Source organism: Phytohabitans aurantiacus, assembly GCF_027923225.1.
GTDB classification, from domain to species: domain Bacteria; phylum Actinomycetota; class Actinomycetes; order Mycobacteriales; family Micromonosporaceae; genus Phytohabitans; species Phytohabitans aurantiacus.
In genome coordinates this window covers 99,457-125,004 of sequence record NZ_BSDI01000021.1, presented here as the reverse complement: position 1 = coordinate 125,004, position 25,548 = coordinate 99,457, and the positions used below count along the sequence as shown (strand labels likewise).

At 70.6% G+C, this 25,548-nt stretch carries 23 protein-coding genes; 18 read left to right on the top strand and 5 right to left on the bottom strand.

Going from position 1 to position 25,548, the window contains the following annotated elements; all coding sequences use genetic code 11:
- Positions 1 to 30 precede the first annotated feature (30 nt).
- Positions 31 to 378 (top strand): hypothetical protein, encoded by a 348-nt coding sequence (locus tag QMG73_RS22520; RefSeq protein ID WP_281898725.1) that lies wholly within the window; start codon positions 31 to 33, stop codon positions 376 to 378.
- Here the strand turns inward: QMG73_RS22520 and QMG73_RS22515 are convergent.
- Together QMG73_RS22515 and QMG73_RS22510 are read right to left on the bottom strand one after the other, a co-directional pair.
- A complete protein-coding gene (locus tag QMG73_RS22515) occupies positions 362 to 1,339 on the bottom strand; it encodes an aldo/keto reductase (protein ID WP_281898723.1) in 978 nt (325 codons plus the stop codon). The genes QMG73_RS22520 and QMG73_RS22515 overlap by 17 nt on opposite strands.
- 23 nt (positions 1,340 to 1,362) lie before the next feature.
- Positions 1,363 to 4,629, bottom strand: a complete 3,267-nt coding sequence (locus QMG73_RS22510; RefSeq protein WP_281898721.1) for a discoidin domain-containing protein — start codon at positions 4,627 to 4,629, stop codon at positions 1,363 to 1,365.
- 143 nt (positions 4,630 to 4,772) lie between these two features.
- Here QMG73_RS22510 and QMG73_RS22505 point away from each other — a divergent pair, with 143 nt between their 5' ends.
- Positions 4,773 to 5,873 (top strand): M24 family metallopeptidase, encoded by a 1,101-nt coding sequence (locus QMG73_RS22505; RefSeq protein ID WP_281898719.1) that lies wholly within the window; start codon positions 4,773 to 4,775, stop codon positions 5,871 to 5,873.
- A 46-nt stretch (positions 5,874 to 5,919) separates the two neighbouring features.
- Here the strand turns inward: QMG73_RS22505 and QMG73_RS22500 are convergent, their stop codons facing one another.
- The gene (locus QMG73_RS22500) at positions 5,920 to 7,413 is read right to left on the bottom strand and encodes an MFS transporter (RefSeq protein ID WP_281898717.1); all 1,494 of its coding nucleotides are present in this window, start codon (positions 7,411 to 7,413) and stop codon (positions 5,920 to 5,922) included.
- A gap of 91 nt (positions 7,414 to 7,504) precedes the next feature.
- Between QMG73_RS22500 and QMG73_RS22495 the strand changes: the two genes are divergently transcribed.
- The 3 genes from QMG73_RS22495 to QMG73_RS22485 all read left to right on the top strand — a co-directional run bounded on the left by QMG73_RS22495 (position 7,505) and on the right by QMG73_RS22485 (position 9,998).
- A complete protein-coding gene (locus QMG73_RS22495; protein ID WP_281898715.1) occupies positions 7,505 to 8,227 on the top strand; it encodes a TetR/AcrR family transcriptional regulator in 723 nt (240 codons plus the stop codon).
- A 20-nt stretch (positions 8,228 to 8,247) separates the two neighbouring features.
- Positions 8,248 to 9,375 carry an acyl-CoA dehydrogenase family protein gene (locus tag QMG73_RS22490; protein WP_281898714.1) on the top strand — a complete coding sequence of 376 codons (1,128 nt, stop codon included), beginning with the start codon at positions 8,248 to 8,250 and terminating at the stop codon, positions 9,373 to 9,375.
- Positions 9,376 to 9,545: 170 nt separating this feature from the next.
- On the top strand, positions 9,546 to 9,998 hold the full coding sequence (locus QMG73_RS22485) for an Lrp/AsnC family transcriptional regulator (RefSeq protein WP_281898712.1): 453 nt from the start codon (positions 9,546 to 9,548) through the stop codon (positions 9,996 to 9,998).
- Here QMG73_RS22485 and QMG73_RS22480 read toward each other — a convergent pair.
- Positions 9,982 to 10,542 carry a histidine phosphatase family protein gene (locus tag QMG73_RS22480; protein ID WP_281898710.1) on the bottom strand — a complete coding sequence of 187 codons (561 nt, stop codon included), beginning with the start codon at positions 10,540 to 10,542 and terminating at the stop codon, positions 9,982 to 9,984. The two genes, QMG73_RS22485 and QMG73_RS22480, sit on opposite strands and share 17 nt — an antisense overlap.
- A gap of 333 nt (positions 10,543 to 10,875) precedes the next feature.
- Between QMG73_RS22480 and QMG73_RS22475 the strand changes: the two genes are divergently transcribed.
- Both QMG73_RS22475 and QMG73_RS22470 read left to right on the top strand, forming a co-directional pair.
- The gene (locus QMG73_RS22475) at positions 10,876 to 11,613 is read left to right on the top strand and encodes an SDR family NAD(P)-dependent oxidoreductase (protein WP_281898708.1); all 738 of its coding nucleotides are present in this window, start codon (positions 10,876 to 10,878) and stop codon (positions 11,611 to 11,613) included.
- Positions 11,614 to 12,090: 477 nt separating this feature from the next.
- Positions 12,091 to 12,285 carry a CsbD family protein gene (locus tag QMG73_RS22470; protein WP_281898707.1) on the top strand — a complete coding sequence of 65 codons (195 nt, stop codon included), beginning with the start codon at positions 12,091 to 12,093 and terminating at the stop codon, positions 12,283 to 12,285.
- A gap of 7 nt (positions 12,286 to 12,292) precedes the next feature.
- Here the strand turns inward: QMG73_RS22470 and QMG73_RS22465 are convergent, their stop codons facing one another.
- A complete protein-coding gene (locus QMG73_RS22465; RefSeq protein ID WP_281898706.1) occupies positions 12,293 to 13,642 on the bottom strand; it encodes a KamA family radical SAM protein in 1,350 nt (449 codons plus the stop codon).
- A gap of 77 nt (positions 13,643 to 13,719) precedes the next feature.
- Between QMG73_RS22465 and kdd the strand changes: the two genes are divergently transcribed.
- The 11 genes from kdd (at position 13,720) to QMG73_RS22410 (ending at position 25,546) form a co-directional block, all read left to right on the top strand.
- The gene (gene kdd, locus QMG73_RS22460; protein WP_281898705.1) at positions 13,720 to 14,730 is read left to right on the top strand and encodes an L-erythro-3,5-diaminohexanoate dehydrogenase; all 1,011 of its coding nucleotides are present in this window, start codon (positions 13,720 to 13,722) and stop codon (positions 14,728 to 14,730) included.
- Positions 14,727 to 16,250, top strand: coding sequence for an amidohydrolase (locus QMG73_RS22455; protein WP_281898704.1), 1,524 nt, complete (start codon positions 14,727 to 14,729; stop codon positions 16,248 to 16,250). The genes kdd and QMG73_RS22455 overlap by 4 nt, the downstream gene beginning before the upstream one ends.
- A 197-nt stretch (positions 16,251 to 16,447) precedes the next feature.
- A complete protein-coding gene (kamD, locus tag QMG73_RS22450) occupies positions 16,448 to 17,995 on the top strand; it encodes a lysine 5,6-aminomutase subunit alpha (protein ID WP_281898781.1) in 1,548 nt (515 codons plus the stop codon).
- A 40-nt stretch (positions 17,996 to 18,035) separates the two neighbouring features.
- Complete coding sequence (locus QMG73_RS22445; protein ID WP_281898702.1) at positions 18,036 to 19,355, top strand: AAA family ATPase; 1,320 nt, start codon at positions 18,036 to 18,038, stop codon at positions 19,353 to 19,355.
- Positions 19,342 to 19,908, top strand: a complete 567-nt coding sequence (locus QMG73_RS22440; protein WP_281898701.1) for an RloB family protein — start codon at positions 19,342 to 19,344, stop codon at positions 19,906 to 19,908. The genes QMG73_RS22445 and QMG73_RS22440 overlap by 14 nt, the downstream gene beginning before the upstream one ends.
- Positions 19,905 to 20,651 (top strand): lysine 5,6-aminomutase subunit beta, encoded by a 747-nt coding sequence (gene kamE / locus QMG73_RS22435; protein WP_281898699.1) that lies wholly within the window; start codon positions 19,905 to 19,907, stop codon positions 20,649 to 20,651. The genes QMG73_RS22440 and kamE overlap by 4 nt, the downstream gene beginning before the upstream one ends.
- 43 nt (positions 20,652 to 20,694) lie before the next feature.
- Positions 20,695 to 21,054 carry a 3-aminobutyryl-CoA ammonia lyase gene (gene kal / locus QMG73_RS22430; protein ID WP_456107256.1) on the top strand — a complete coding sequence of 120 codons (360 nt, stop codon included), beginning with the start codon at positions 20,695 to 20,697 and terminating at the stop codon, positions 21,052 to 21,054.
- Positions 21,055 to 21,064: 10 nt separating this feature from the next.
- Complete coding sequence (locus QMG73_RS22425) at positions 21,065 to 22,357, top strand: glutamate mutase L (protein WP_281898696.1); 1,293 nt, start codon at positions 21,065 to 21,067, stop codon at positions 22,355 to 22,357.
- A gap of 369 nt (positions 22,358 to 22,726) precedes the next feature.
- Complete coding sequence (gene lnt / locus QMG73_RS22420; RefSeq protein WP_281898779.1) at positions 22,727 to 24,328, top strand: apolipoprotein N-acyltransferase; 1,602 nt, start codon at positions 22,727 to 22,729, stop codon at positions 24,326 to 24,328.
- On the top strand, positions 24,321 to 25,082 hold the full coding sequence (locus tag QMG73_RS22415) for a polyprenol monophosphomannose synthase (RefSeq protein ID WP_281898695.1): 762 nt from the start codon (positions 24,321 to 24,323) through the stop codon (positions 25,080 to 25,082). Before lnt ends, QMG73_RS22415 begins: the two co-directional genes overlap by 8 nt.
- Entirely contained in the window at positions 25,079 to 25,546 is a 468-nt protein-coding gene (locus QMG73_RS22410) for an FxsA family protein (protein ID WP_281898694.1), read from the top strand. Before QMG73_RS22415 ends, QMG73_RS22410 begins: the two co-directional genes overlap by 4 nt.
- The last annotated feature ends 2 nt before the right edge of the window (positions 25,547 to 25,548 follow it).

The window sequence follows — 25,548 nt, the reverse complement described above, 5'->3', positions numbered from 1 at the left end:
CCCCCGCGGACCTGTCTTAAGATCGTGATCATGACGGCACCTTCGCTGGACGGGCGTAGCTTCGCCGCCGTCGCCAACGTGGGCGGCGAGGTCGGGGCGGACACGATCTTCGAGTACCGGGAGCGGGACGGCGAGGTGTGGGCCACCTACCGCGGCGGGGCGGTGCGCCACGGCTACCTGGTCGGCACCCGCGCCGGCGACACCCTGGACATCCGGTACGTGCAGCTCAACGCCGACGGCGAGACGTCGGGCGGGCACTGCCACACCTCGATCGAGGTGCTACCGGACGGCCGGCTGCGCCTCGACGAGGTGTGGGAGTGGGAGTCCAAGCCCGGCAAGGGCACCAGCGTCGTCGAAGAGGTCAGGAGTGGCCGCTGATCTGGTGCGGCCGGTAGGGGAACTCCAGTTCGGTGGCCTCTTCGTCGCTGAGCGTCAGGTTGGCGGCGGCGACCGCGTCGTCGATCTGCCCGAGCTTGGTGGCGCCGACGATCGGGGCGGTGACGGCCGGCTGGCGCATCAGCCAGGCTAGGGCGATCTGGGCGGGCGGCACCTCGCGGCGCTGGGCGACCGTGACCACCGCGTCGACCACCGCGTCGTCGGCGGCCGCGGCCTCGGCGTACAGGAGCCGGGCGTATTCGTCGCTGCCGGCGCGGGTGGTGCTCCGGCCGCGCCCGCCGGCCAGCATGCCGCGCGCCAGGGGGCTCCACGGGATGACGCCGACGCCCTGGTCGAGGCAGAGCGGGATCATCTCGCGCTCCTCCTCGCGGTACGCCAGGTTGTAGTGGTTCTGCATGGCCACGAACGGCGTCCAGCCGTTGGTGGCGGCCACGTGCTGGGCCTTGGCGAACTGCCACGCCCACATGCTGGAGGCACCGATGTAGCGGGCCTTGCCGGCGCGCACCACGTCGTGCAGCGCCGCCATGGTCTCCTCGATCGGCGTCTCGTAGTCCCAGCGGTGGATCTGGTACAGGTCGACGTGGTCGGTGCCGAGCCGGCGCAGTGAGGCGTCGATGCCGGCGAGGATGTGCTTGCGCGACAGGCCCCGGTCGTTGGGGCCGTCGCCCATCGGGTTGTAGACCTTCGTAGCCAGCACGTAGTCGTCGCGCTGGGCGAAGAGGTCACGCAGCAGCTTGCCGGTGACCTCTTCGCTGGCGCCGTCGGAGTACATGTCGGCGGTGTCGAAGAACGTGACGCCCTGCTCCACCGCGCGCCGTACGACCGGCTCGGCGTCCTCAGGGTCAAGCACCCAGTCTCGCCATCGTGACGTGCCGTAGCTCATCATGCCGAGACAGACGCGGGACACCTTGAGACCGGTCGAGCCGAGTCGTACGTACTCCATGATCCCAGCCTATGCCGGACCTGCTATGCGGGGGCGAACGCCTTCACCTCCAACAGGCCCACCGAGTCGGCCGCGCTCTGCAACACGACGCGCAGGCGCGTCGTGTTCACGGACGAGAAGCTGACCACGTTGTACTGGTTGGCGGCCAGCGGATACGTGGCGGGTATGTCGACGTACGCGCTGCCGTTCCAGTACTGCAGCTTCCACGAGGCGGGCATGTCGATGCCCTGGTTGTCGTCGAAGAAGTACACCTCGGCGCGGCCGAGGTTGACCGCCGACGGCCAGGTCAGCTCGGCCCACTGCTCACCCTCGTTGGGCCAGGTGCCCCAGCGCGGGTTGACGGTGTCGTTGCTCGACGGCGGGTCGATGCCGTCGTTGATCGCGGCCACCGACTCCCACGACGAGGTGAACGACGCGCTGGGCGTCGCCTGGAGCGCCAGGTTCGGGTTCGGCTCCGGGTTGGGACCGCCGCCGCCCCGGTTGTACACCTTCACCTCGGTGAGCCCGGCCTTGGAGCCGGACGCGTGCGTCATCTGTATCCGGATCCGCTGCGCGCTGACCGGGGTGAACTGGACGAGGTTGTAGTTGCCCTGCGGCGCGGCCGGTGTCTTGACCGCGTTGGCGACATTCGTCCACGTGCTGCCGTTGAGGTACTGGACCGTGTACGACGACGGCGCCCGGTACGTCGCGTTCTGCGGCCGGCTGTCGCGGAAGTGCAGCCGCACCTCGTCGACCGTACGGACCTGGTTGAAGTTCAGCTCGTACCAGTCCGTGGCGTTCGGCGAGCCGCTGGAGCCCCAGATCGGGTCGTTGATCGTGAAGCCGTCGATGGCGGCCCCGGTCGACGTGCCCGACGTGGTGTACGAGGCGGTCGTGCTCGCGCCCTGCGCCAGGTTGGGCAGGGTGGAGGTGATGTCGACGCCCGCCTTGGCGAAGATGTCGGTGATCCGCGGGCCGGAGAGCTCCACCTGCTGCGGCGTGCCGAGCCCGGCGACCGACGTGTTGAACGCGACGGTGCCGCCGGCGGGCAGGCTCACCGAGCCGTTGGCCGGGTTGTAGACCGCGCGGGTGAGCGAGTTGACGGTGAACGCGCGGTTGCCGTCGATGTAGACCGAGTACCCCTGCGGGACGCCGGAGTAGCGGGTCACGCCGTCGGCCGGGTCGTCCCAGACGATGCTGAGGTCGTGGCCGCGGTACCGCAGGTTGTTGACCGCGAAGTGCGACCAGTTGACGTTGATCGGCCACAGCTCGATCTGGGCGTCGTTACGCGGCCGCAGGCCGGCGACGTCTTCGATCACGGTCCAGTTGCTGCTGCCCAGGATGTTGTGGTGGATCCAGGACCGGTACGTGATGGAGCTGCCGTTCCAGTTGGCCCAGAACTCGTTGGCGTCCGGCCACGACGTGTTGCCGCCGATGTACTGCGCCCAGACGTTCCAGTAGAGCAGCTTCTTGTACCACTCGTTGTTCATCCACTGGTTGGGGTAGTTGCGCAGCACCGACCCGAGCAGCCGGAACTGGACGGTCGAGTTGATGGTGGAGAAGTTGTTGCTACCGGTGCCCGAGGCGGCCTTGTCGCGCTGGTTGGCCGTGTAGAACGGGTAGATCGGGTACTCGGCCGGGTCGTCGAACAACCGCAGCGCCTGCTTGTACTGGTCGGTGTTGGGCATGAGGCCGACCGCGTACGGGTAGAAGTTGTTGATCTCCTTCCACGGCACGAACTCGTTGCTGGACACGTGCCGGTGCTCCAGCATCTGCCGGCTCGGGTTCCACAGCTGGTTGATGATGCCGTTGCGCACCCGGTCGGCGATCGTCTGCATCTCGTTCGCCTTGGCGGTGTTGCCGATCGCCTGGTACGCCTGCACGGCCGCCATCGCGTTGCTGTACACGTAGGCGCCCTCGGCCCGGTCGAGCCAGCCCGAACGCCAGTGGAACGACACCGCGTCGGCGTCGTTACCGGTCAGCGCGCCCCAGTCGTACTCGATGACACCGTCGTTGTCGTGGTCGTAGAAGGACAGTTGGCCCTTGACGTCCTGCTCGGCGTACCGGGCGAAGTTGGCCAGCATCGCCGGCTGCCCGCCGTGGATCTGGTACGCCCGCCAGCCGGCCTCGGAGATGTACTGGGTGTAGCTGTTGGACCAGTTGGCCGGGTCACCCGGGTTGTCCATGTACCGCCCGTTGCGGGACACCGTGCCGACGTTGAGCCAGTTGCCGTAGGCGTACATGGGGTTCCGCAGGTACTTCAGGTCGTCGATGTGCATCGGCTGGGTCAGCACGATCGAGTTGTTGTACCCCAGTACGCCCTCGGTCGAGGTCGGGAACTGGTACGTCTGGCCCGGCAGGTCGCCGTCGAAGCTGTTGAAGCGCATCAGCCACCAGCGGTAGTAGATGTTCTTCTTGATGGCGCCCTCGGGCACGTCGATGTACGGGATGTTCTCGGCCCACCAGCGGTTGTACGCCCGCACGTGCGTGGCGAACGCGGTCGCGTTGCTGAACCCGCGGTAGGTGTTGTACTCCGACAGCGACGCGGGGATCTCGTTCGTGACGAAGCCCATCACGACCTTGGCCTCGACGGTCTGCCCGGCGCCGACGGTGACGGAACGGTTGAGCCCGCCGCTGGACACCGCGAACCCGCTGTCGCCGCCCAGCCGGGGGAACAGCGTGGTGAGGCTGTTGAACGAGGCGCGCTGGCCGGTCAGCTCGGTGCCGCTCGCGGTCGTCGCGTACGGCGAGGTGGCCCGCAGCTGCAGCGTCGTCGAGGCGGTGCCCGTGTTGGTGATCGACATGTTCGTCACCAGCACGTTGTTGTCGGTGATGAACTTCGTCTGGTTCACCCGCACCGAGCCGGACGTGTGCACGCTGCGCCAGTGCGAGGGGCCCTGCCAGCGCTGCCCCACCTGCTCGGTGAACGTGCCGGGGGTGATGGCGACCGTGTACGCGCTCTGGTCGCTGAGGCTCTCGAAGTGGGCGACCCGCCCGCCGAAGCCGATGGTGCCGGGGGTGTGCAACTTCATGAACACGCCGCGGCCGCGGGTCATCAGGATGCCCCCGTCGGCGTCGGCCGGGTCGCTGCCCGTGCGGCCGAGCAGGCGGTCCATCCAGAAGTCGGTGCCGCCGGCTTCCGCGTCGTAGATGGCCTGCATGGTGTTGCCGGTGGAGTACCCGACCGGCGGGGCGGGGATCGCCGGGCCGTTGAAGGACGGGTATCCGATGGTCTGGGCGGCGCTGGCTGGCGACGCCAGGAGGCTGGCCACAAGGACAGCGGTCAGCACGAAGGACAGGGGTCTGCGCATCGCGTACCTCTCATGAGGGGGACCGGGTGGGGGCCGGCAAGAGCCGGTGCCGCGAGCAACGCCGCCCGGCCGCGCTCACGTGATGCGTAAGGCGGAGCGTACATATGGCGATCGATGCGAAGCAAGCCCGATAGGCTCCTGGCGTGTTGTATCCACCCGATCGCCTGGCCGCGGCCCAGCGCGCCACCGCCGCCGCCGGCCTCGACGCCCTGCTCGTCACGCCCGGCTCCGACCTGCGCTACCTGACCGGCTACCACGCCCACGTCCTGGAACGGCTCACCTGCCTGGTACTGCCAGCGCACGGCGAGCCGACACTGATCGTGCCGCGCCTGGAGCGTCCGGCGGCCGAGGCGTCACCGGCGCCCGCGACCGGGGTACGCATCGTCGACCACGCCGACGGCTCCGACCCGTACCCGCTGGTCGTGAAGGCCCTCGGCGGCGCGGTGGCGCGCGTCGGGCTCTCCGACCGGATGTGGGCCATGCACGCCCTGGCGCTGCGCGACACGCTGCCCGATGCCGTGCAGCGGCTCGCGGGCGAGGTCCTCGCCCCGCTGCGGATCCGCAAGTCGCCGGCGGAGGTGGCGGCGCTGCGCGAGGCCGGCGCCGCGATCGACGCCGTGCACGCCCGGATGGGCGAGTGGCTGCGGCCGGGCCGCACCGAGGCGGAGGTCGGCTTTGACATCGCCAACGCGATCAGGGACGCCGGGCACGCCACCGTCGACTTCGTCATCGTGGCGTCCGGCCCGAACGGCGCCAGCCCTCACCACGAAACCTCCGCCCGCGTGATCGAGGCCGGTGACCTGGTGGTCGTCGACATCGGCGGGACGATGCCGTCCGGCTACTGCTCGGACTCGACCCGGACCTACGCGGTGGGTCGCCCGCCGTCCGACTTCATCGAGTACTACGACGTGCTGCACGCCGCGCAGAAGGCGGCCGTGGCGGCGGTCGCCACGGGCGTGACCGCCGGCGCCGTCGACGCGGCCGCCCGCGACGTGATCGCGGCGGCGGGCTACGGCGAGGCGTTCCTGCACCGCACCGGCCACGGCATCGGCCTGGACGGCCACGAAGACCCGTACATCGTGGACGGGTCTTCGCTGGCGCTGGCCGAGGGCATGGCGTTCTCCGTGGAGCCCGGCATCTACCTGGCAGGCCGCCACGGCGCGCGCATCGAGGACATAGTGGCGGTCGTCGACGGCGGCGCAGACCGCCTAAACACGCTACCCACCGACCTCGTGCTCCTGTGATCAGGGCGTCCCTCAAGTCGCTCTAGCGACTTGAGGGACGCCCTGATCACGCCTCGACCTGCCGTGGGTCAGTGGGTGGGGTGGGGTCGCGGAGGACGGCGAACGCTAGTGCGGCGCCGGCTACGCAGCACACGACGCCGGTGATGTTGCCGATGGACATTGCGGAGACGAAGGCTTCGCGGGCGGTCGCGGCCAGGGCTGGGTTGCCGGTCGCCGTCGCCACGGCGAGGGTGTCCGCGATGGAGGCGCGGGCCGACTCGGGGATGGCGGTGTCGGCGGGGAGCGCGCCCTTGTACGCGCCGGACAGCACGCTGCCGAGGATGGCGACGCTGAGCGCGAGTCCGGCCTGCTGCACGGTGTCGTTGACCGCCGAGCCCACGCCGGCGTGCTCGCGGGGGATGGCGCCCATCAGCGAGGCGTAGACCGCTGGGCCGGCGAGGCCCGCGCCGATGCCCATGACGACGAGGCCGGCGATCAGCATCGGGTAGCCGTCGTCGGGGCCGATCGCGGCGAGTACCGCGAACCCGGCGGCGATGACCAGCATGCCGGCGACGGTGAGCGTGCGGTTGCTGAGCTTCTTGCCGAGTGTCGCGCCGAGCCCATTGCAGATTGCCACGGCCACCGCGTACGGCGCGAGCGCCAGGCCGGCCTTCATCGGCCCGTACCCGAGCACGAACTGCAGGTACTGGGTCAGCGCCAGCAGCAGCGCGCCGGTCGCGAACACCAGCAGTACCACGGACAGGCTCGCGCCGCTGAATCGCCGGTCGCGGAACATGCCCAGCGGCAGCAGCGGGTGCTCGCGGCGGGACTCCCACGCGACGAACGCGGCACCGACCGCGCCGGCCACCAGGAGGGAGCCGATCACCTGGCCGGACCAGCCGTCGTGCGGCAGCGAGATGATCGCCCACACGAGCGCGACCATGCCGGCGAGGGACAGCAGCGCCCCGACCGGGTCGGCGGGGCGGGCCGGTCCGCGGGACTCGGGTACCAGCACGAACGCGGCGATGATTCCGGCGATGGCGATCGGCACGTTGACCAGGAACGCCGAGCCCCACCAGTAGTGCTCCAGCAGCAGCCCGCCGAGCGTGGGGCCGGCGACGACGCCGACCATGCCGACGACGGTCCAGGCGGCCATGGCCTGCCGCTGCTCGCTGGGGTCGAAGACGGTGATGAGGATCGACAGCGTGCTGGGCATGGCGAACGCGGCGCCCAGGCCCATGATCGCCCGGCAGGCGATCAGGTGCCAGGGGTCGCTCGCGAACGCGGCCAGCACCGAACCGGCGCCCAGCACGCTCAGGCCGACCACCAGGGCCAGCCTGCGCCCGTACCGGTCGGAGAGGCCGCCGGCGGTGATCAGCGCTCCGGCGAACGCCAGGATGTACGCGTCCATGATCCACTGGACGTCGGCCGGCGAGGCGCCCAGGTCGCGCATCAGCGACGGGATGGCCAGGTTGAGGATCATGTTGTCGACGCCGAGCACGAGCAGCGCCAGGCAGAGCACGCCGAGGATCCACCATCGGCGCGGGTGAGCGTTGGACACGGTAGATCCCCATCAACTCGAACGGTGTGCGATTGACTCGCACACTGTACGACTAACTCGAACGGTGTACCAGTCCAGTTATGCTCGTGCGGTGACGTACGACGTGTGGTTGCGGCCGCAGCGGCGCAGCCGCGGCGAGCCGGCGCTGAGCCGCGAGCAGATCGTGGCCGCGGCGCTCGCGCTGCTCGATTCCGAGGGCGTCGAGGCGCTGAGCATGCGGCGGCTCGGTGCCAAGCTCAACGCCGGCGCCACCTCGCTGTACTGGCACGTCGCCAACAAGGAGCAACTGCTCGCCCTGGTCGTCGACCAGGTCTTCGGCGAGATCGAATCGCCCGACCCGGACGACTCGGCCGGGTGGCGGGCCGCCGCGATGCTGTGCGGGCACAGCATCCGCGCCGTGATGCTGCGCCACAGCTGGCTCGGCCCGTTGATGAGCGATTCCGGGTACGCGTACGGCGGGCCGGCCATGATGCGGCTGTCCGAGGCCCTGCTCGCCCTCTTCGAGAAGGCCGGTGCCACGCCGGAGGTGGCGGAGGGCGCGACCCAGACGCTGTGCGGGTACGTGATGGGGGTGGCCACCGCCGAGTCGGCCCGGCTGCGGATGCTCACCCGCGCCGGCCAGGACGAGGGGGAGTGGGTGGCAAAGGCGTACGTCGACGTGGAGAAGATCGCCGAGCCGTACCCGCGGATCGTCGACCTGTACGCCCGGCACCGCGACGAGGACCCGCGGCTGACCCGTGACCGCAGCTTCCAGTACGGGCTCGATCTGGTGCTCGACGGGGTGGCGGCGCGCCTGCCCCCACCGTCACCCTAACGAGCGTTAAGATGGGCGGCATGGAGCGCCTCCTGCCGACCGACGAAGCGTACGAGCTGCTGGGTCTCGCGACCGAGATCGCCGACGGCGAGCTCGCACCGCGCGCCGCCGACTTCGAGGCGCGCGGCGAGTTCCCGCGCGAGGTGGTCCGCACGCTCGGGCGCGCCGGCCTGCTCGGCCTGCCCTACCCGGAGGAGCACGGCGGCGCCGCCCAGCCCTACGAGGTGTACCTCCAGGTCATCGAGGTCCTCGCCAGTCGGTGGCTGGCCGCCGCCGAGGCCGTCAGCGTGCACACCCTGTCCTGCTATCCCGTGTACGCCCACGGCGGCGAACAGCTGCGCAAGCTCCTGCCCGACATGCTCGGCGGCGAGCTGCTCGGCGCGTACTGCCTGTCGGAGCCGCAGGGCGGTTCCGACGCGGCGGCCCTGACCACGCGCGCTACCCGCGACGGCGACTCGTTCGTCGTCACCGGCACCAAGGCGTGGATCACGCACGCCGGCCAGGCCGACTTCTACAACGTCTTCTGCCGCACCGGCGGCCCGGGCCCGCGCGGCATCTCCTGCCTGCTCGCCGACGCCGCCACACCGGGCATCCTGCCGCAGGCCGCCGAGAAGACCATGGGCCTGCGCTCGTCCCCGGTCGCGCAGATCGTCTTCGACGAGGCCCGGGTACCGGCCGACCGCCTCGTCGGCGACCTCGGTGACGGCTTCCGGATCGCGATGGAGGCCCTCGACTCGGGGCGGCTCGGCATCGCGGCCTGCGCGGTCGGTCTCGCCCAGGCGGCGCTCGACTACGCGGTCGGGTACGCGCGGGAACGCTCGCAGTTCGGAAAGTCCATCCTGGACTTCCAGGGCTTGCGGTTCATGCTCGCCGACGCGGCGACCGGCATCTCGGCGGCGCGCGCGCTCACCCTGGCGGCCGCACGGCTGCGCGACGCCGGCCGGCCGTACTCGGCGGAGGCGGCCAAGGCCAAGCTGTTCGCCACCGACATGGCGATGAAGGTGACCACGGACGCGGTGCAGGTGATGGGCGGGTACGGGTACGTGCAGGACCACCCGGTCGAGCGGTACATGCGCGAGGCCAAGGTGCTGCAGATCGTCGAGGGCACCAACCAGATCCAGCGACTGGTGATCTCCCGCCACCTCTGACAGTTGGTGTCAGGGGTACCTCGCCACGCTCTTCGCCGGCAGCGACGACTGGGAGGAGTTCCCCACCTCGCCACGCTGGGAGCAGGAGTACTCCGCGGACGGCGGCCACACCTGGGAATCCAACTGGGTAATGGAGTTCACCCGGGCCTGACCCGTGTATTTTTCTGGCCGTGGAAGAGACGGACCGCGCGATCGTCGCGGCACTGACCGCGGACGGCCGCCTGTCGTACACCGACCTCGCCGACAAGGTGGGACTGTCGGTATCGGCGGTGCACCAGCGGGTACGGCGGCTGGAGCAGCGCGGCATCCTCCGGGGGTACACGGCACGCGTCTCGTACGAGGCGCTGGACCTGCCGCTGACCGCGTTCGTGGCGATCCGGCCCTTCGACCCGTCGCAGCCCGACGACGCCCCCGAGCGCCTCTCCCACCTGCCCGAGATCGACTCGTGCTACTCGGTGGCGGGGGAAGACTTCTACATGCTCCTGGTGCGGGTCGCGAGCCCCGCTGACCTCGAACGCCTGCTCCAGGAGATCCGCACCGCCGCCAACGTCACCACCCGCACGACCGTGGTCCTGTCCACGCCGTACGAGGGCCGGCCGCCCCGGATCAACAGTTCCAGCTGAGGATCACCGGGCGGCCGTGCTCTCGGCCCAGTACCGACAGCGTGGCGGTGTCCAGCCGCAGCAGTCCACCTCCGGACGGCGGCAGCCCGACCCACCGCGCACCCAGCACCCGCAGGGCGTGCGCGTGCCCGACGATCGCGACGTCCCCGGTGATCGCCCTCGCCCGGTCCAGCGCCCGGTCTAGCCGCGCGCCGGCCTGCTCTGGTGACTCGCCGCCGGGCGCGCCGTCGGTCCACAGGTTCCAGTCGGGATCGCGGGTCCGCTGGATCTCGTCGGTGGTGATGCCTTCGTACTCGCCGTAGTTCCACTCGGCGAGGTCGTCGTCGACGCTCGTCACGGCGAGCCCGGCCAGCTCCGCGGTGCGCAGCGCCCGCTTGCGCGGGCTGCTGAGAACAGCGGCGAAAGTCCTGCCGGCCAGCCGTTCGGCGAGGTCGCGCGCCTGGCGCTCGCCGTCGGGCGTCAGGTCGATGTCCGTGTACGACGTGTGCCGGTGCGTCAGACTCCACTCAGTCTGCCCATGCCGGACCAGAACAATGTCCCCCACGGCCCCAGTCAACCAGACATCCCGTAACCCAGCCTCCTAGGACGCTGTACGGGTAGTACCGCGCACCACCCGGCCCTTTCCGTGCCGATCAAGGGCGAATGCACGCGGTTGGATCTCTTTCCCGTGTGCATTCGCCCTTGATCCATGCAGATGGCCTTGATCGACGCCGCCAAGGTGCGGTCTGGCGTCGTGTCGCGCGATCCGGGCGCCAGCGGCGCCCGGATCGCCCCATCCCATGCTGCGGCTGCTCGGGCTGTGAACGTTTTGGGCTGCTCTGGCCGCCCAAAACGTTCACAGCAGCTCGTTCGGGAGGACGGGGGAGGAGGCGATGCCGTGGCTGGCAAGATCTGCGAGGTGCGGAAGGTGGCGTTGGTGACGGGCTCGGCGTCGGGCATAGGGGAGGCGACGGCGCGGCGGCTGGCGGCGGACGGGATGGCGGTCGCGGTCCACTCGCGGTCGAGCCGGGCCGCGGGGCTCGCACTGGCAGAGGAGCTCGGCGGGTCGTACCACCAGGCCGATCTCGCGGACGACGAGGCTGCGGCCGGGCTGGTGCCGCGGGTGTTGGGGGAGCACGGCCGCCTCGACGTACTGGTCAACAACGCCGGCATCAGCTGGCCGGTGCCGCACGCGGACCTGTCGGGGCTGACCGCCGACGATTGGCGCCGGCTGCTCGACGTCAACCTGGTCGCTCCTTGGCTGCTGTGCACGGCGGCGCTGCCGGCGCTCCGCGAGTCCGGTGGGTGCATCGTGAACGTCACCAGCCACGCCGGCGTCCGCCCGAAGGGCAGCTCGATCGCGTACGCGGCCAGCAAAGCGGCGCTCAACCATGTCACGAAGCTGCTGGCGGCGGCCCTCGGACCCGACGTACGCGTCAACGCGGTCGCGCCGGGGCTCGTCGATACGCCGCTCACCGCCGACTGGACGGCGGCGCAGGAGCTGTGGAGGACATCGAGCCCGATGCGGCGCGCGGCTCAGCCGTCCGACGTGGCTGATCTGATCTCGATGCTCGTCCACCACGCGTACATCACCGGCGAGGTTGTCGTCCTCGACGGCGGCCTGAACCTGCGCTGATCGGCGGCATCCGGCCGTGCTGTGCGCACTTGTGGTAGCCAGAGCTACCACAAGTGCACACAGCACGAGGCGCACTGTGCGCTGCGGGCCGCCACCAGCGCGCGGTGCAAGCGGCCGCCGCACGCTTCCGGAAGGGCGCCGCTGGCGCCCCGCCAAGCGCGCGCCGCCCCTGATCAACGACGCCGATCAAGGGTGATCGCGTGGATCAAGGGCGAACGCACGCGGAAAAGCGATCCAACCACGTGCATTCGCCCTTGATCGGCGGGAAAAGGGCCCGGCGGGGCCGGCCGCGGCGGCGCCCGGCGGGGCCGGGAGCGCGGGGCCGCACGCCCGTCGCCCCACGGGGCGACGGGACTGGGCTAGCGTCCTAGGATGCGTTACGGGATGTGGCAGGCTGCACAGGAAGGGGAGAGGTTTCGGCGGCGGAAAGACGGGCACCTTGTCGGGGTACGCGGTTACTTCGGAAGGAGTGACGGAATGAGCTTCACTGACAAGGCCCGCAACAAGGCCGAAGAGCTCAAGGGCGAGGCCAAGGAGCGGTACGGCGACGCGACTGACGACGAGCGTCTTCAGGCGGAAGGCGAGCGCGACAAGACCGCTTCCAAGGCGAAGCAGGCCGGCGAGCACGTCAAGGACGCCGGGCGGGATGTCCGGGATGCGTTTCGCGGCTAAAGGTTGATCAGAGGGCGCTGCCTCCGTCGGGGGTGGCGCCCTCTTCTTGTTTGCGCCACCACTTCTGGCCGGACTCGGGCAGGGTGTCGATCGGGTCGTAGTACGGGTACTGGCGGGCCAGGGCCTCGGCGTCTTCGGACTCGAGCGACGTGCGGTAGTTCTTGGTCCAGTATGAGATGCCGTGCTCGCGGTCGTACTCGGTGATCATGTGAACCCAGCGCTTTCCCACGAACGGCACGTCGCAGACGATGCGTGGTGTCGCGTACCCGGGAAGGTAGCCCATCAGGTCGTGCTGGAGTTGCTGGGCTTGCCAGACGGCGACCCGCCAGTGTTCGGCGCCGGGGATCATGTCGCACATGTAGAAGTAGTACGGCAGGATGCCGGCCTCGCCTTGCAGGGCGAAGCACAGGTCGAGGAGGTCGGTCGAGGTGGCGTTGACGCCGCGCATGAGGACGCCCTGGTTGCGCACGTCGCGTACGCCGACTTCGAGGGCGGTCTGTGCGGCGCGGGCGACCAGTGGGGTCAGCGACTGTACGTGGTTGACGTGGGTGTGGATGGCGAGGTTGACGCCGCGGCGGGCGGCGGTGCGTGCGACGCGTTCGAGTCCCTCGACGACCTGGGGTTGGAGCCAGTGCTGTGGCAGGCCCATGAGTGCTTTGGTGGCGAGCCGGATGTCGCGGATGGTTTCAATGTCGAGCAGCCGCATGAGGTACGACTCGAGGTGTTTCCAGGGGACGTTGGCGACGTCGCCTCCGGAGACGACGACGTCGCGTACGCCGGGGTGGGCGCGCAGGTAGGCGATGTGTGCGTCGTACCGGTCGACGGGTTTGAGGGTGAGTTTGAGCTTGTCGACGGTGGGTGTGGAGTTGCCGACGAGGTCCATCCGGGTGCAGTGGCCGCAGTACTGGGGGCAGGTGGAGAGCAGTTCGGCGAGCACCTTGGTGGGGTACCGGTGGGTGAGTCCTTCGGCGACCCACATGTCGTGTTCGTGGAGCGAGTCGCGGCTGGCGTTGGGGTGTGATGGCCAGTCGGTGCGGCGGTCGCTGGCGATGGGGATCATGTACCGCCGGATCGGGTCGCCGTACAGGTCGCCGGTGTTCATGGTGTTGAGCATCTGGGGCGGTACCAGCATGGACATGGTGGCGGCGCCTTGCTGGTCGGCGAGCAGGTCGTCGTAGAAGGCGTCGGGTGCGAGGTCGCCGAGGACGGTGTGGAGCTGCTTGGTGTTCTTGACGCAGTGGGCGCGCTGCCATTGGGCGGATTCCCATTGCTCGCGGGTGACGTCGCGCCAGCCTGGGAATCGGGTCCAGTCGGGTTCGACGAGTTCGCGGCGGCGGTACTCGTATGGCTGCGTCACTCCACGCCCCCTGGTAGAAATCTTCCGGCGATCTAGTTAATCTACCGTAAGACTTCCCGTAGAGAGAGGCAACGGGCGTGACTTCACCGGTAGGGCTGCATCGCGTGGTGACTCCTGCGGGGGTGCTGCCGCAGGCGGCCGAGCGGCTGGACGCCCGCCCTGAGATCGGCGCGGACGAGGTGCGGATCGCCGTCGAGCGGCTCAACCTGGACGCGGCCAGCTTCCGCCAGCTCGCCGAGAAGCACGGCGGCGACGGTGACAAGGTGCGCGCCGAGGTCCTGGAGATCATCGGAAGCCGGGGCAAGATGCAGAACCCGGTGACCGGGTCGGGCGGCATGCTGATCGGCACGGTCGACGAGGTGGGCCCGGATTCCCCGCTGGGCCTGAAGCCCGGTGACCGGGTCGCCACGCTGGTCTCGCTCACCCTCACGCCCCTCGCGGTCACCGACGGGTTGGCCGGTTGGGACGGGCGCGGCGAGCAGGTGCCGTGTGCTGGGCACGCGATCCTGTTCGCCCGGTCGGTGGCGGCGGTGCTGCCCGACGACCTGGATTCGCGGCTGGCCCTGGCGGTGCTGGACGTGTGTGGGGCGCCGGCGTTGACCGCGCGGGTGGTGCGGCCGGGTGCGAGCGTGGCGGTGCTGGGGGGCGCGGGCAAGAGCGGTTCGCTGTCCCTGGCGGCCGCGCGGCGGTCGGGCGCCGCCCGTACCGTCGGAGTGGTCCCCTCGGAGGCGGAGGCCGCGCTGCTGCGCGATGCCGGCCTCGCCGATCACGTCGCGGTCGCGGACGCTCGCGACCCGGTGGCGCTGGCGGCGGCGGTGGGCGAGCCGGTGGACGTGACGGTGGTGTGCGTGGACGTGCCGGGCTGCGAGCACGGGGCGATCCTGGCGACCGCGGCGGGCGGCACGGTGGTGTTCTTCTCGATGGCGACGAGCTTCGCGGCGGCCGCGCTGGGCGCGGAGGGTCTGGCGGCGGACGTGACGATGCTGGTGGGCAACGGGTACGTCCCCGGGCACGCGGAATATGCCCTCGAGCTGGTGCGCGAAGTTCCCGGCGTACGGAAACTTTTCGAGGGCAGACTGACGCTATGAATTCCACCCTATACCGGAATGGTCGTGTCTACTGTCCCGCCGACCCGTCGGCGACGGCGTTGCTGGTGCGCGACGGCGTGATCGCCTGGCTGGGTCCGGACGCCGACGCTCCGGCCGCGGACGTCACCGTCGATCTGGATGGTGCGCTGGTGACGCCGGCGTTCGTCGACGCGCACGTGCACGCCACCGGTACCGGGCTGGCGTTGTCCGGATTGGACGTGTCGGGGGCGCGGTCGGCGGCGCAGGTCCTGGACGCGGTGGCGGGGCACGCGGCGGGGCTGCCCGGTGACGCGGTGGTGGTCGGGCACGGCTGGGACGAGACGACGTGGGACGACCAGCGCAAGCCGGACGCGGCGGAGTTGGACCGGGCCGCGGGTGGCCGCCGGGTGTACCTGTCGCAGGCGTCGATCCATTCGGCGCTGTGTTCCAGTGCGCTGTTGCCGGCGGCGGTCGGGCTGCCCGGGTACCAGGAATCCGGCTGGGTGCGCAGGGACGCGCATCACGCGGTGCGTGAGGTGGCGTTGGGTTCGATCCCGGACGCGCAGCGCCGGGAGGCGCAGCGCGTGACGCTGCGCCGGGCGGCGGCGCTGGGGATCGCCGCCGTGCACGAGTGCGGTGGGCCGGGCACGTCGAGCGAGGCCGACTTCACGGGCCTGCTCGGGGTCGCCGGGGGCCAGCTTCCCGAGGTGTACGGGTACTGGGGTGAGCTGCTCGCCGCTGGCAAGGCCAAGGAGTTGGGTGCGGTGGGGGCTGGCGGTGACCTGTACGCGGACGGGGCGTTGGGGTCGCAGACGGCGCACCTGTCGGAGTCGTATGTGGACGCGGACAGCCGGGGGCACGGGTACGTGTCGGTGGAGCAGGTGCGGGACCATCTGCTGGACTGCGCGGCGCACGAGGTCCAGGGCGGGTTCCACGCGATCGGGGACGCGGCGATCTCGACGGTGCTGGCCGGGTTCGCCGACGCGGCCCGGAAGTTGGGTGTGGAGCGGGTGCGGCAGGCGCGGCACCGGGTGGAGCACGCCGAGATCATGAACAAGCGGCTGATCGCCGGGTTCGTCGAGTACGGGATCGTGGCGAGCATGCAGCCGGCGTTCGACCGGTTGTGGGGCGGCGAGGAGCAGATGTACGCCCAGCGGTTGGGGGTGGCGCGGTCGCTGGATTCGAATCCGATGGGTGCGCTGCACGGTGTGGGTGTGTCCCTGGCGTTCGGTTCGGATTCGCCGGTGACGCCGCTGGATCCGTGGGGCAGTGTGCGGGCGGCGGTGCGGCATTTCAACCCGGTGCACCGGATGAGTGTGAAGGCGGCGTTCGCGGCACACAGCCGGGGCGGCTGGCGGGCGGTCCACCGCGACCATGAGGGCGTACTGGCGTTGGGCGCCCCAGCGACGTTCGCGGTATGGGCAACCCCGGCCGGTGTGGACGGTGGGCTGCCGGTGCTGACTGGCGAGGACGGCGAACCAGCCGAGCTGCCGGTGTGCCGTCGCACGGTCCTCCGCGGCAACGTGATCTTCGAGGAGTGAAATTGCGTAACCCGTCGCGACCACCGCACCCACCCGCCGAGGCTGGACACGTGAGCGAGGGAGTTGGCGCGGCGACGTCTTCCCAGCAGCGTCACGAGCAGCGCCCATCGACGGCCACCGCCGCTGCTGGGAAGGCGTCGCCTAAAGGCGCCGCACGACCGAGTGAACCAGCAAGCAGCACGAGGTCGCCAGGCAAGCTGAGCTTGCCTGGCGACCTCGTGACGCGGGCTCGGGAGTTGGCGGCCATCGCGGGGCGGCCGGTGGTGGAGTTGGCGCGGGCGCACACCACGGTGTCGGTGGAGCGTGCGGTGCTGCGGCTGGCCGGGGTGAGCGGTGCTGACCCGGACGGCATTCCGTGGGTGAACCGGCTCGTCGACGCGGTCGCCGCCGATGTCGGGCTCAGCCATGGTGTGGCGGTGCCGGTGTTCGACGCTCTGGCTCGTGAAGGCCTGGACGATCTCACCCTCTTGGCGCAGAAGGCGGCGGCCGGGTCGGTGCGGTTCGCGGTACCCGAGAAGTCGCGGACGGCGCGTGCGGCGGCCCGGAAGCATGTGCGTGCTGGCTTGCGCCGGATCGACCGGCGGCGCGCGGAGCGCGAGCGCCTGGTCCGCCGTCACGGTGACCCCTCGCAGCGGCCGTGGATCTATCTGATCGTGGCGACCGGTGACATCTATGAGGACATCCCGCAGGCGCAGGCGGCGGCGCGGGCGGGCGCGGACGTGATCGCGGTGATCCGGTCGACGGGGCAGTCGTTGCTGGACTATGTGCCGGAGGGTGCGACCCGGGAGGGGTTCGCGGGGACGTACGCGACGCAGGAGAACTTCCGGCTGATGCGTGCGGCGCTGGATGAGACGTCGGCGCAGGTGGGCCGGTATGTGCGGCTGACGAACTACGCGTCCGGGCTGTGCATGCCGGAGATGGCGGTACTGGCTGGCCTGGAGCGGCTGGACATGATGTTGAACGATTCGATGTACGGGATCCTGTTCCGTGACATCAACCCGGTGCGTACGTTCGTGGATCAGCGGTTCTCGCGGCAGGTCCACGCCCGGGCCGGGATCATCATCAACACCGGTGAGGACAACTACCTGACCACGGCCGACGCCGTCGACGAGGCGCACACGGTGACGGTGTCGCAGCTGCTGAACGAGTTCTTCGCGCACGAGGCGGGGCTGGCCGACTGGCAGTTGGGGCTGGGGCACGCGTTCGAGATCAACCCGGATGTGCCGGAGTCGTTCCGCCTGGAGTTGGCGCACGCGCTGCTGGCCCGGGAGCTGTTTCCGGACGCGCCGCTGAAGTGGATGCCGCCGACCCGGCACATGACCGGTGACGTGTTCCGGGGCAACCTGCTCGACGGGTTCTTCAACCTGGCGGGTGCGCTGACCGGGCAGGGCATCCTGCTGGTGGGCATGATGACCGAGGCGGTGGTGACGCCGTGGCTGTCGGACCGTGACATCGCGCTGCAGAACGTGCGGTACGTGCTGGGTGCGGCCGGGAACCTGCATGAGGACTTCGCGCCGGCGCCGGGCGGGTTCATCCAGCGGCGGGCGCACGAGGTGTTGGGGTCGGCGGTATCGCTTCTGGAGCGCATCGACTCGTCGCCGGGTGGGCTGCTGGCGGCGATCGCCGACGGCACGTTCGGGATCATGAAGCGGCCGGCGGATCGGGGTAAAGGTTTGGACGGTGTCCACCCGCACGCTGACGACTACTACAACCCCGCCACGGAAATCCTGGAAGACAGAGGCTGAGTCTTGCGGTTTACTTGCAAGATGAGGGCTGAGGCTTGCGATGCTGCGTAGTTTCCGGGTGGAGAACCACAAGTCGATCAGGGACGAGCAGGAGCTGTCGCTGCTGCCCGCGTACGACAAGGCCCGCCCTGTCGTGTCCGTGGCCGCCGTCTTCGGCGCCAACGCGTCCGGCAAGTCCAACCTGCTCGACGCCCTCCGCTGGCTGCAGAGTGCGGTGCTCACGTCGTACGCCGGCTGGCTGTCCGGCTCAGGTGTCCCCCGTACGCCTTTCCGCCTCGACCCGGAGACAGCCGCGCGGGTGTCCGGCTACGCGGTCGATCTGGTCGTGGACGGCATCCGGTACAGCTACGGTGTCGAGGCCGACGATGAGCGGGTGCGGGCCGAGTGGCTCTACACGTATCCGCACAACCGGCGGCGTGCCATCTTCGAACGGGACGACAACGGCATCCGCCTCGGCTCGACGGTGCCCGACTACCGCACGCGTGCCGAGCCTTTGGCCCGGCAGACCCGTGACAACGCTCTGTTCCTGTCCGTGGCGGCTCAGAACGACCTCGCCGAGGCCGAGCCCGTCTTCCAGTGGTTCCGGAAGGGCATCGCCTTCGGTGACGCCGAGCGGATCAACCAGCTCGAAATGATCAGGCGGCTCGAGGACGAACGCGAACGTCGCTCGATCGTCGCGCTCATCCGGGCAGCCGACCTCGGAATCGCCGACGTTGGCGTCACGGACCTCGCCGCCTATCTGACGCCGGGAACCACGTCGCCCGCAGACGCCGAAGCACAACTGACCAACGCCCTGGTGAAGCTGCTGGAAGAACGGGCCCCCCACATCGCGGCCGCCGCGCACGGCCGCGGCCACATGTCGAACCTGGACATCGTCTTCCCCCGTCAACTCGTGTTCCGGCACGGGCGCAGCGAAGTGCCGCTGGGCGTGCAGGATCAGTCGGCGGGCACACGGAGCTGGATCGCGCTGATGTCGCATGCGCTGGACGCCCTCGACAACGGCGGCCTGCTCCTGATCGACGAGGTCGACGCGAGCCTGCATCCACACCTTTCGGCGCGGCTGATCAACCTTTTCCGCGACGCGGAGACGAACTCGCGCGGCGGCCAGCTCGTTTTCACCACGCACGATGCCACTCTGCTGGACGACGAGACGCTGTCGCGCGACGAGGTGTGGTTCGTCGAGAAAGAGGCGGACACCGGAGCGACCCGCCTCTACCCGCTGACCGACTTCCACCCCCGCAAGCAGGAGAACACCGAGGGCCGGTACCTCGCCGGCGGCTACGGTGCCATCCCGGTGCTGTCGGACTTCGACTTCCGCGAGGCGGTTCTTCGCCGGCAGGACTCCGATGCGACGGCGTGAGAGCACCAGTCGCCGGGTCTCGCCGAAGCGCCGGTACACGGTCCTGGTCTACTGCGGCGCCGCGCGGACCGAGCCGGACTACTTCAACGGGCTGAAGCGGCACCTTCGCAGCCAAACCGTCACGGTGAAGATCCGCTACGACGGCGTGGCACCGAAGCAGCTCGTGCGGATCGCCGCCACCTACCGCGACAAGACCCCCGGCGCGTACGACGAGGTGTGGTGTGTCGTGGACACGGACGAGTTCGACATCGACGCGGCGTTGGCGGAGGCACGCAGGCGCGGCGTCAGCCTGGCTGTCTCGAACCCGTGCTTCGAGCTGTGGCTGCTGCTGCACCACGACAAGTGCACATCGCACTGCACCGGATACGCCGACGTGGCCGGCCGGCTCAGGAAGCACGTGCCCGGCTACGACAAGGCGCGGCTGGACTTCGCCGACTACGCCGCCGGCGTCGATGACGCGACCGCGCGGGCCAAGGCGCTGGGTGTCGACCATGCGGTCAATCCGTCGACCGGGGTGTGGCGGCTGGTGGAGACGATCAGGGAGAAGCCATGACCAAGACCGTTGTGCGGCCGTACGGGGACACCACCGGGGACGGGATGGTGCAGCTGTCGTTCACGCTGCCGGTGCCGCACGACAAGCGGGCCGAGGGGGCGGCGCTGCAGTTGGCCGCCAAGATGGGCATGGAACCGGCGATGCTGGTGCACGCCCGGCAGATGGGTGACGGGTACACGTTCTTCGTCGTGTACGGGCGCGTCAACCACGTCGTCGACCTCGGCAAGGTCAACGTGGTCGAGCGGGATTTTCCGCTGCTGACCGCCAAGGACGTCAACACGGTGGTGAAGCGGCGGCTGCGACGCAAGCTGTCGGTGGTCGGGGCGTGTATCGGCACCGACGCGCACACCGTGGGGATCGACGCGATCCTCAACGTCAAGGGCATCGCCGGTGAGAAGGGCCTGGAGTACTACCGGGAGCTCAAGGTCACCAACCTGGGCGCGCAGGTGACGGTGCCGGAACTGGTCGAGGCGGCCCGGGTGGAGAAGGCCGACGCGGTACTGGTGTCGCAGGTGGTCACCCAGCGGGACGCGCACCTGACCAACACGCGGGAGATGTCGGCGGCGTTCCGGGAGGCGTTCCCGGCGGCGCGGCGGCCGTTGCTGGTGGTGGGCGGGCCACGGTTCGACGAGACGATGGCCGGCGAGTTGGGCGTGGACCGGATCTTCGGCCGCGGTACGACGCCGCGAGAGGTGGCGAGTTACCTGGTGTCGGCGCTCGTGCCGGCGGGGGCGGCAGGGTGATGGCGGGCTGCGCGGAGCGCGGGGCGGAGGGGTAAAGGTGACGGTGGGGTTGAGGGTTACGCATCGGCGGTATGTGCCGTACGCGCATGCGCACTATGCGGGGAGCCTGGTCGACGGGGCGTACGCGCTCGGGTTGTTCGGGGATGTCGCCACCGAGGTGTGCATCCGCACCGACGGGGACGAGGGACTGTTCGCGTCCTATTCGGATGTGCAGTTCACGGCGCCGATCCGGGCCGGTGACGTGGTCGAGGCGACCGCCACGGTGACGAGGGTGGGCACGCGGAGCCGGACGATCGAGTTCACGTGCCAGGTGGTATGCCGGGGCACCGAGGGGTCGAAGGCGCAGGTGCTGGACCCGCCGATCGTCGCCGTCACCGCCGTGGGGACCGTCGTCGTCCCATGAAGGATGTCCCGTGAGGGTCGTGTGCGCCGACGTCGGCTCGACGTACACGAAGGTGGCCGTCGTCGACGTGGCCGGCGGCGGACTGGTCGCGACGGCGGCGCACCCGACGACGCTCGCCGACGGGCCGTTGGCGGGTCTTGAGGCCGCCGTGGCCGCGACCCGACATCAAGCGGACCGGTGGTATGTGTGCTCGTCGGCCGGTGGCGGGCTGCGGTTGGCGGTGATCGGGTACGAGCAGCTTGTCACCGCGGAGGCCGGGCAGCGGGTCGGGTTGTCGGCGGGTGCGCGGGTGGTGCACGTGACGGCCGGGCGGCTGGACCGGGCGGGGCTGGCTGGGGTGCGTGCGGCGCGGCCGGACGTGTTGCTGCTGGTTGGCGGTACCGATGGTGGTGACGCGGAGACGCTGGTGCACAACGCGGCGCGGCTGCGCCGGTGGCGGGTACCGATCGTGGTGGCCGGCAACGCGGACGCGGCCGGCGAGGTGGGTGAACTGTTGCCCCACGCCGTGGTGACCGCCAACGTGCTGCCCCGTATCGGGGTGCTGAATCCGGGGCCGGCGCGGGCGGCGATCCGGGAGGTGTTCCTGCGGCACGTGATCGGTGGGCGGTTCGGCCGGGAGTTCGCGCGGCTGGTCAGGGCGGCTACGCCGGACGCGGTGCTGACCGCCGTGGAGGTGCTGGCCGACCACACCGGCGGCGGCCTGCTCGTCGTCGACGTCGGCGGCGCCACCACCGACGTGTACTCGGCTCTGCCACCCGGTGCGGAGCAGGACGCCGAAGCAGCGGGGACGCTCGCGCGGGCGCGCACGGTCGAAGGGGATCTCGGGGTGCGGTGGAACGCTACCGGGGTGCTCGCCGCCGCCACCGCCGAGCGGATCGCCCACAGTGGACTCGTGGCGGCCGCCGAGGCGCGGGCGGCCGACCCGGGGCTGCTGACCATGGACGGCGTCGACCGGCATCTCGCCATCCTTGCCGCGACGGTCGCGGTGCGCCGCCACGCACGCGGGGACGCGGGTGGCAGGGGGCGGCGGGATCTGCGGGACGTGCGGCTCGTCGTGGGCTCCGGCGGGGTGTTGCGGCACGCCGAGCCGGCGGACGCGCTGGGCGTACTCGATGCGGTTTTATCGGACCACGGTGGCGGGTGGCCGGTGCCGCGGGCCGCGCGCCGGGTCATCGACAGTGACTATGTGCTGGCCGCCGCCGGCCTGCTCGCGGCCGACCATCCTGCGGCGGCGCTCGCTCTGCTGAGCGACCTTCTGGAGAAAGAAGAAACACGCCGGGCGCCGACACGCCGAGGTAGTTGACAGCCCACCCGGGTTGGCGCGTACCGTCTTTAGGTCCTACTACGGGAAAGCGGCTGTTGTTCGCTTCGTCCCTTCGCCCGCTGGCCGAGCGGTGCCCTTCGACGGGCCGAGTCTCACCAGGTCCAGGGGGCGGGGGTCGGCGGGGCGGCGCGAACCGGTCGTTGTCCGGTGTGTGGGCAGGGGGGTTCCGCGGCCAGTAGACAACGGCGCGGCGTGGGCAGCCAGTGCGCGTCCCGTCGGTCCGAAGGTCGCGGCGGGTCAACTGCCGCACCGGCCGGGGGAGGGCTTCGGAGCATCGGGGCGTCACCACAGGTGGCGCCCCGATTTCCCATCCGGTGATCGTTCGGCGGTACTGTTCGGCGGGTGACGATGGTGGAGCCAGCCGAGACGACGACCGCGGTCAACGACGGCGACAGCAGTAGACACAGCCTGCCGTTGCCGGTCGCGGCCGCTGCGGCGGTGGCCGCCGGTCTGGTGCTGCTGCTGGCATTCCCGCCGTACGGGCTGTGGTTCCTGGCACCGGTCGGGGTGGCGCTGCTGGCCGCCGCGGTGCACCGGCGCCGGTTCCGGGCCGGTTTCGGGCTGGGGATGCTGGCCGGGCTGGCCCTGTTCGCGCTGCTGCTGCGCTGGACGAACCTGCACACCGGTTTCGTGCCGTGGCTGCTGCTGTCCACGCTCGAGGCGGCGTTCATCGGGCTGCTCGGCGGGGTCGGCGCCACGCTCAGCAAGCTCGTCGACCGGCACCGGTGGGTGTGGCCGCCGGCGGTGGCGCTGCTGTGGGTGGCGCAGGAGGCGTTTCGCGACCGGGCGCCGTATGGCGGGTTTCCGTGGGGGCGGCTGGCGTTCAGCCAGGACGGCTCCCCGTTCGTGAACCTGGCGGCCCTGGGTGGGGCGCCGCTGGTCACGTTCGCGGTCGCGCTGGCCGGCGGCCTGCTGGTAGCGGCCGCGTGGCCCATGATCAGGGCGTCCCTGAAGTCGCTAGAACAGCATGAGGGACGCCCTGATCACTGGCGCAGCGCCGGCCTGGCGGCCGGCGCGGTCGCCACCGCGGCCGCGGGGCTGCTGGTGCCGCTGCACACGCCGCAAGGGACGCCGGTGCGGGTCGCGATCGTGCAGGGCAACGTGCCCCGGATGGGCCTGGACTTCAACGCCCAGCGCCGCGCCGTCCTCGACAACCACGTCAACGCCACCGTCGCCCTCGCCGGGCGGGTCGCCGCCGGCCAGGAACCCCGACCCGACCTGGTGATCTGGCCGGAGAATGCCTCCGACATCGACCCGTTGCGCAACGCCGACGCCGCCGGCCGGATCGACGACGCGGTCGCCGCGATCGGCGTACCGATCCTCGTCGGTGCCGTCCTGCAGGGCCCCGGGCAGGGGCAGGTGCGCAACGCGGGCCTGCTGTGGCAGCCGGGCACCGGCGTCGACGAGGAGCAGATGTACGTCAAGCGGCACCCGGTGCCGTTCGGCGAGTACATCCCGCTGCGCTCCCTGGCCCGCAAGGTCAGCAAGGAGGTGGACCGGGTACGGGACATGGTGGCCGGCGACCGGCCCGGCGTGATCCGCACCGGCCCGGTGGTGATCGGTGACGTGATCTGTTTCGAGGTCGCCTACGACGAGGTGGTCCGCGACACCGTCACCGGCGGCGCCGGCATCCTGGTCGTACAGACGAACAACGCCACCTTCGACGAGGCCGAGGCGCGGCAGCAGCTGGCGATGGTGCGGCTGCGGGCCGTCGAGCACGGCCGGTCGGCGCTGATGGCCTCCACCGTCGGGGTGTCGGGTTTCGTCGACGCCCACGGCACCGTTTACGATGCGACGGACTTCAATACCCAGGAGGTCGTGGTCCGGGAGCTGGCGCCGTCGACGGCGCGCACCCTCGCAACCCGGCTGGGGTACTGGCCGGAGGTGCTGCTGGTGGTGCTGTTCGTCGGTGTGCTGGCGGGGGCTGTGCGAATCCGGTTCCGTGGCTGAGGCCGGCTACCCCGGCGTGGGCCGGGTCCTGGTCGTCATCCCCACCTACAACGAGGCCGACAACCTGGGTGTCATCGTCGACCGGCTGCGCCGGGCGGTCCCCAGTGTCGACGTGCTCGTCGCCGACGACAACAGCCCCGACGGCACCGGGGCGCTCGCCGACCGGCTCGCCGCCGAAGACACCCGGATCCACGTGCTGCACCGGGCCGGCAAGCAGGGGTTGGGCGCGGCGTATGTGGCCGGGTTCGAGTGGGCGCGCGAGCACGGGTACGACGCGGTGGTGGAGATGGACGCCGACGGCTCCCACGCACCCGAGGAGCTGCCCCGGCTGCTGGACGCGCTGCGTGAGGCCGACGCGGTCCTCGGTTCCCGCTGGGTCGAGGGCGGCACCGTCAAGAACTGGCCGGCCCACCGGCTGCTGCTCTCGCGCGGCGGCAACCTGTACACGAGGCTGGTGCTCGGTATCCCGCTGCGCGACGCCACCGGCGGCTACCGGGCGTACCGGCTCGCCGTCCTCGACAAGATCGACGTGAGTTCGGTCTCGTCGCAGGGGTACTGCTTCCAGGTCGACCTGGCGTGGCGTGCGGTACGGGAAGGGCTGCGCGTGGTCGAAGTGCCGATCACGTTCGTCGAACGGGAGCGCGGCGCCAGCAAGATGAGCCCCGCCATCATCGGTGAGGCTCTCGTGCGGGTCGCCGGCTGGGGGCTACGGGCACGCACCGCGTCGTTGCGCCGTGTCATGCTGGATAGATGAGGCGTTCGCTCGCGCTCACCCCGTTGCTTCTGGCGTTGACGGCGATCCTGGAGATCGCCGCGTTCGTGCTGATGTCGCAGTGGATCGGTTTCGGCTGGACGCTGCTGGCCGTCGCCGCCCTGTCGGTGCTGGGCGCCACCCTGCTGCGCCGCGAGGGCATGCGTGCCTGGCGGGGCTTCGTCGCCGCCGCCAACGCCGGGCAGCCGCCCGGTGAGCGGGTCACCGACGGCCTGGTCGGGTTGCTGGCCGGTGGGCTGTTGACGGTGCCCGGGTTCGTCACCGGGGTGGCCGGGCTGCTGCTGGTGGTCCCGCCGGTGCGGGCGGTGGCGCGCCGTGGGGTGCAGCGGTGGGCGGAGAAGCGGGTGTCGGCCGTGGTCGCCGGTGACCTGTTCGGCCCGCGCAAGGTCAACGTGCGTCAGGGCGCCCCGCAGAGCGACACCCCCATCGAGGGCGAGATCGTTTAGGC

Bases quoted from the DNA above. Each gene is read 5' to 3' on its own strand.
- QMG73_RS22520 (WP_281898725.1), top strand. From the start codon at position 31: ATGACGGCACCTTCGCTGGACGGGCGTAGCTTCGCCGCCGTCGCCAAC.
- QMG73_RS22515 (WP_281898723.1), bottom strand. From the start codon at position 1,339: ATGGAGTACGTACGACTCGGCTCGACCGGTCTCAAGGTGTCCCGCGTC.
- QMG73_RS22510 (WP_281898721.1), bottom strand. From the start codon at position 4,629: ATGCGCAGACCCCTGTCCTTCGTGCTGACCGCTGTCCTTGTGGCCAGC.
- QMG73_RS22490 (WP_281898714.1), top strand. From the start codon at position 8,248: ATGGAGCGCCTCCTGCCGACCGACGAAGCGTACGAGCTGCTGGGTCTC.
- QMG73_RS22470 (WP_281898707.1), top strand. From the start codon at position 12,091: ATGAGCTTCACTGACAAGGCCCGCAACAAGGCCGAAGAGCTCAAGGGC.
- QMG73_RS22455 (WP_281898704.1), top strand. From the start codon at position 14,727: ATGAATTCCACCCTATACCGGAATGGTCGTGTCTACTGTCCCGCCGAC.
- QMG73_RS22445 (WP_281898702.1), top strand. From the start codon at position 18,036: ATGCTGCGTAGTTTCCGGGTGGAGAACCACAAGTCGATCAGGGACGAG.
- QMG73_RS22440 (WP_281898701.1), top strand. From the start codon at position 19,342: ATGCGACGGCGTGAGAGCACCAGTCGCCGGGTCTCGCCGAAGCGCCGG.
- kamE (WP_281898699.1), top strand. From the start codon at position 19,905: ATGACCAAGACCGTTGTGCGGCCGTACGGGGACACCACCGGGGACGGG.
- lnt (WP_281898779.1), top strand. From the start codon at position 22,727: ATGGTGGAGCCAGCCGAGACGACGACCGCGGTCAACGACGGCGACAGC.
- QMG73_RS22410 (WP_281898694.1), top strand. From the start codon at position 25,079: ATGAGGCGTTCGCTCGCGCTCACCCCGTTGCTTCTGGCGTTGACGGCG.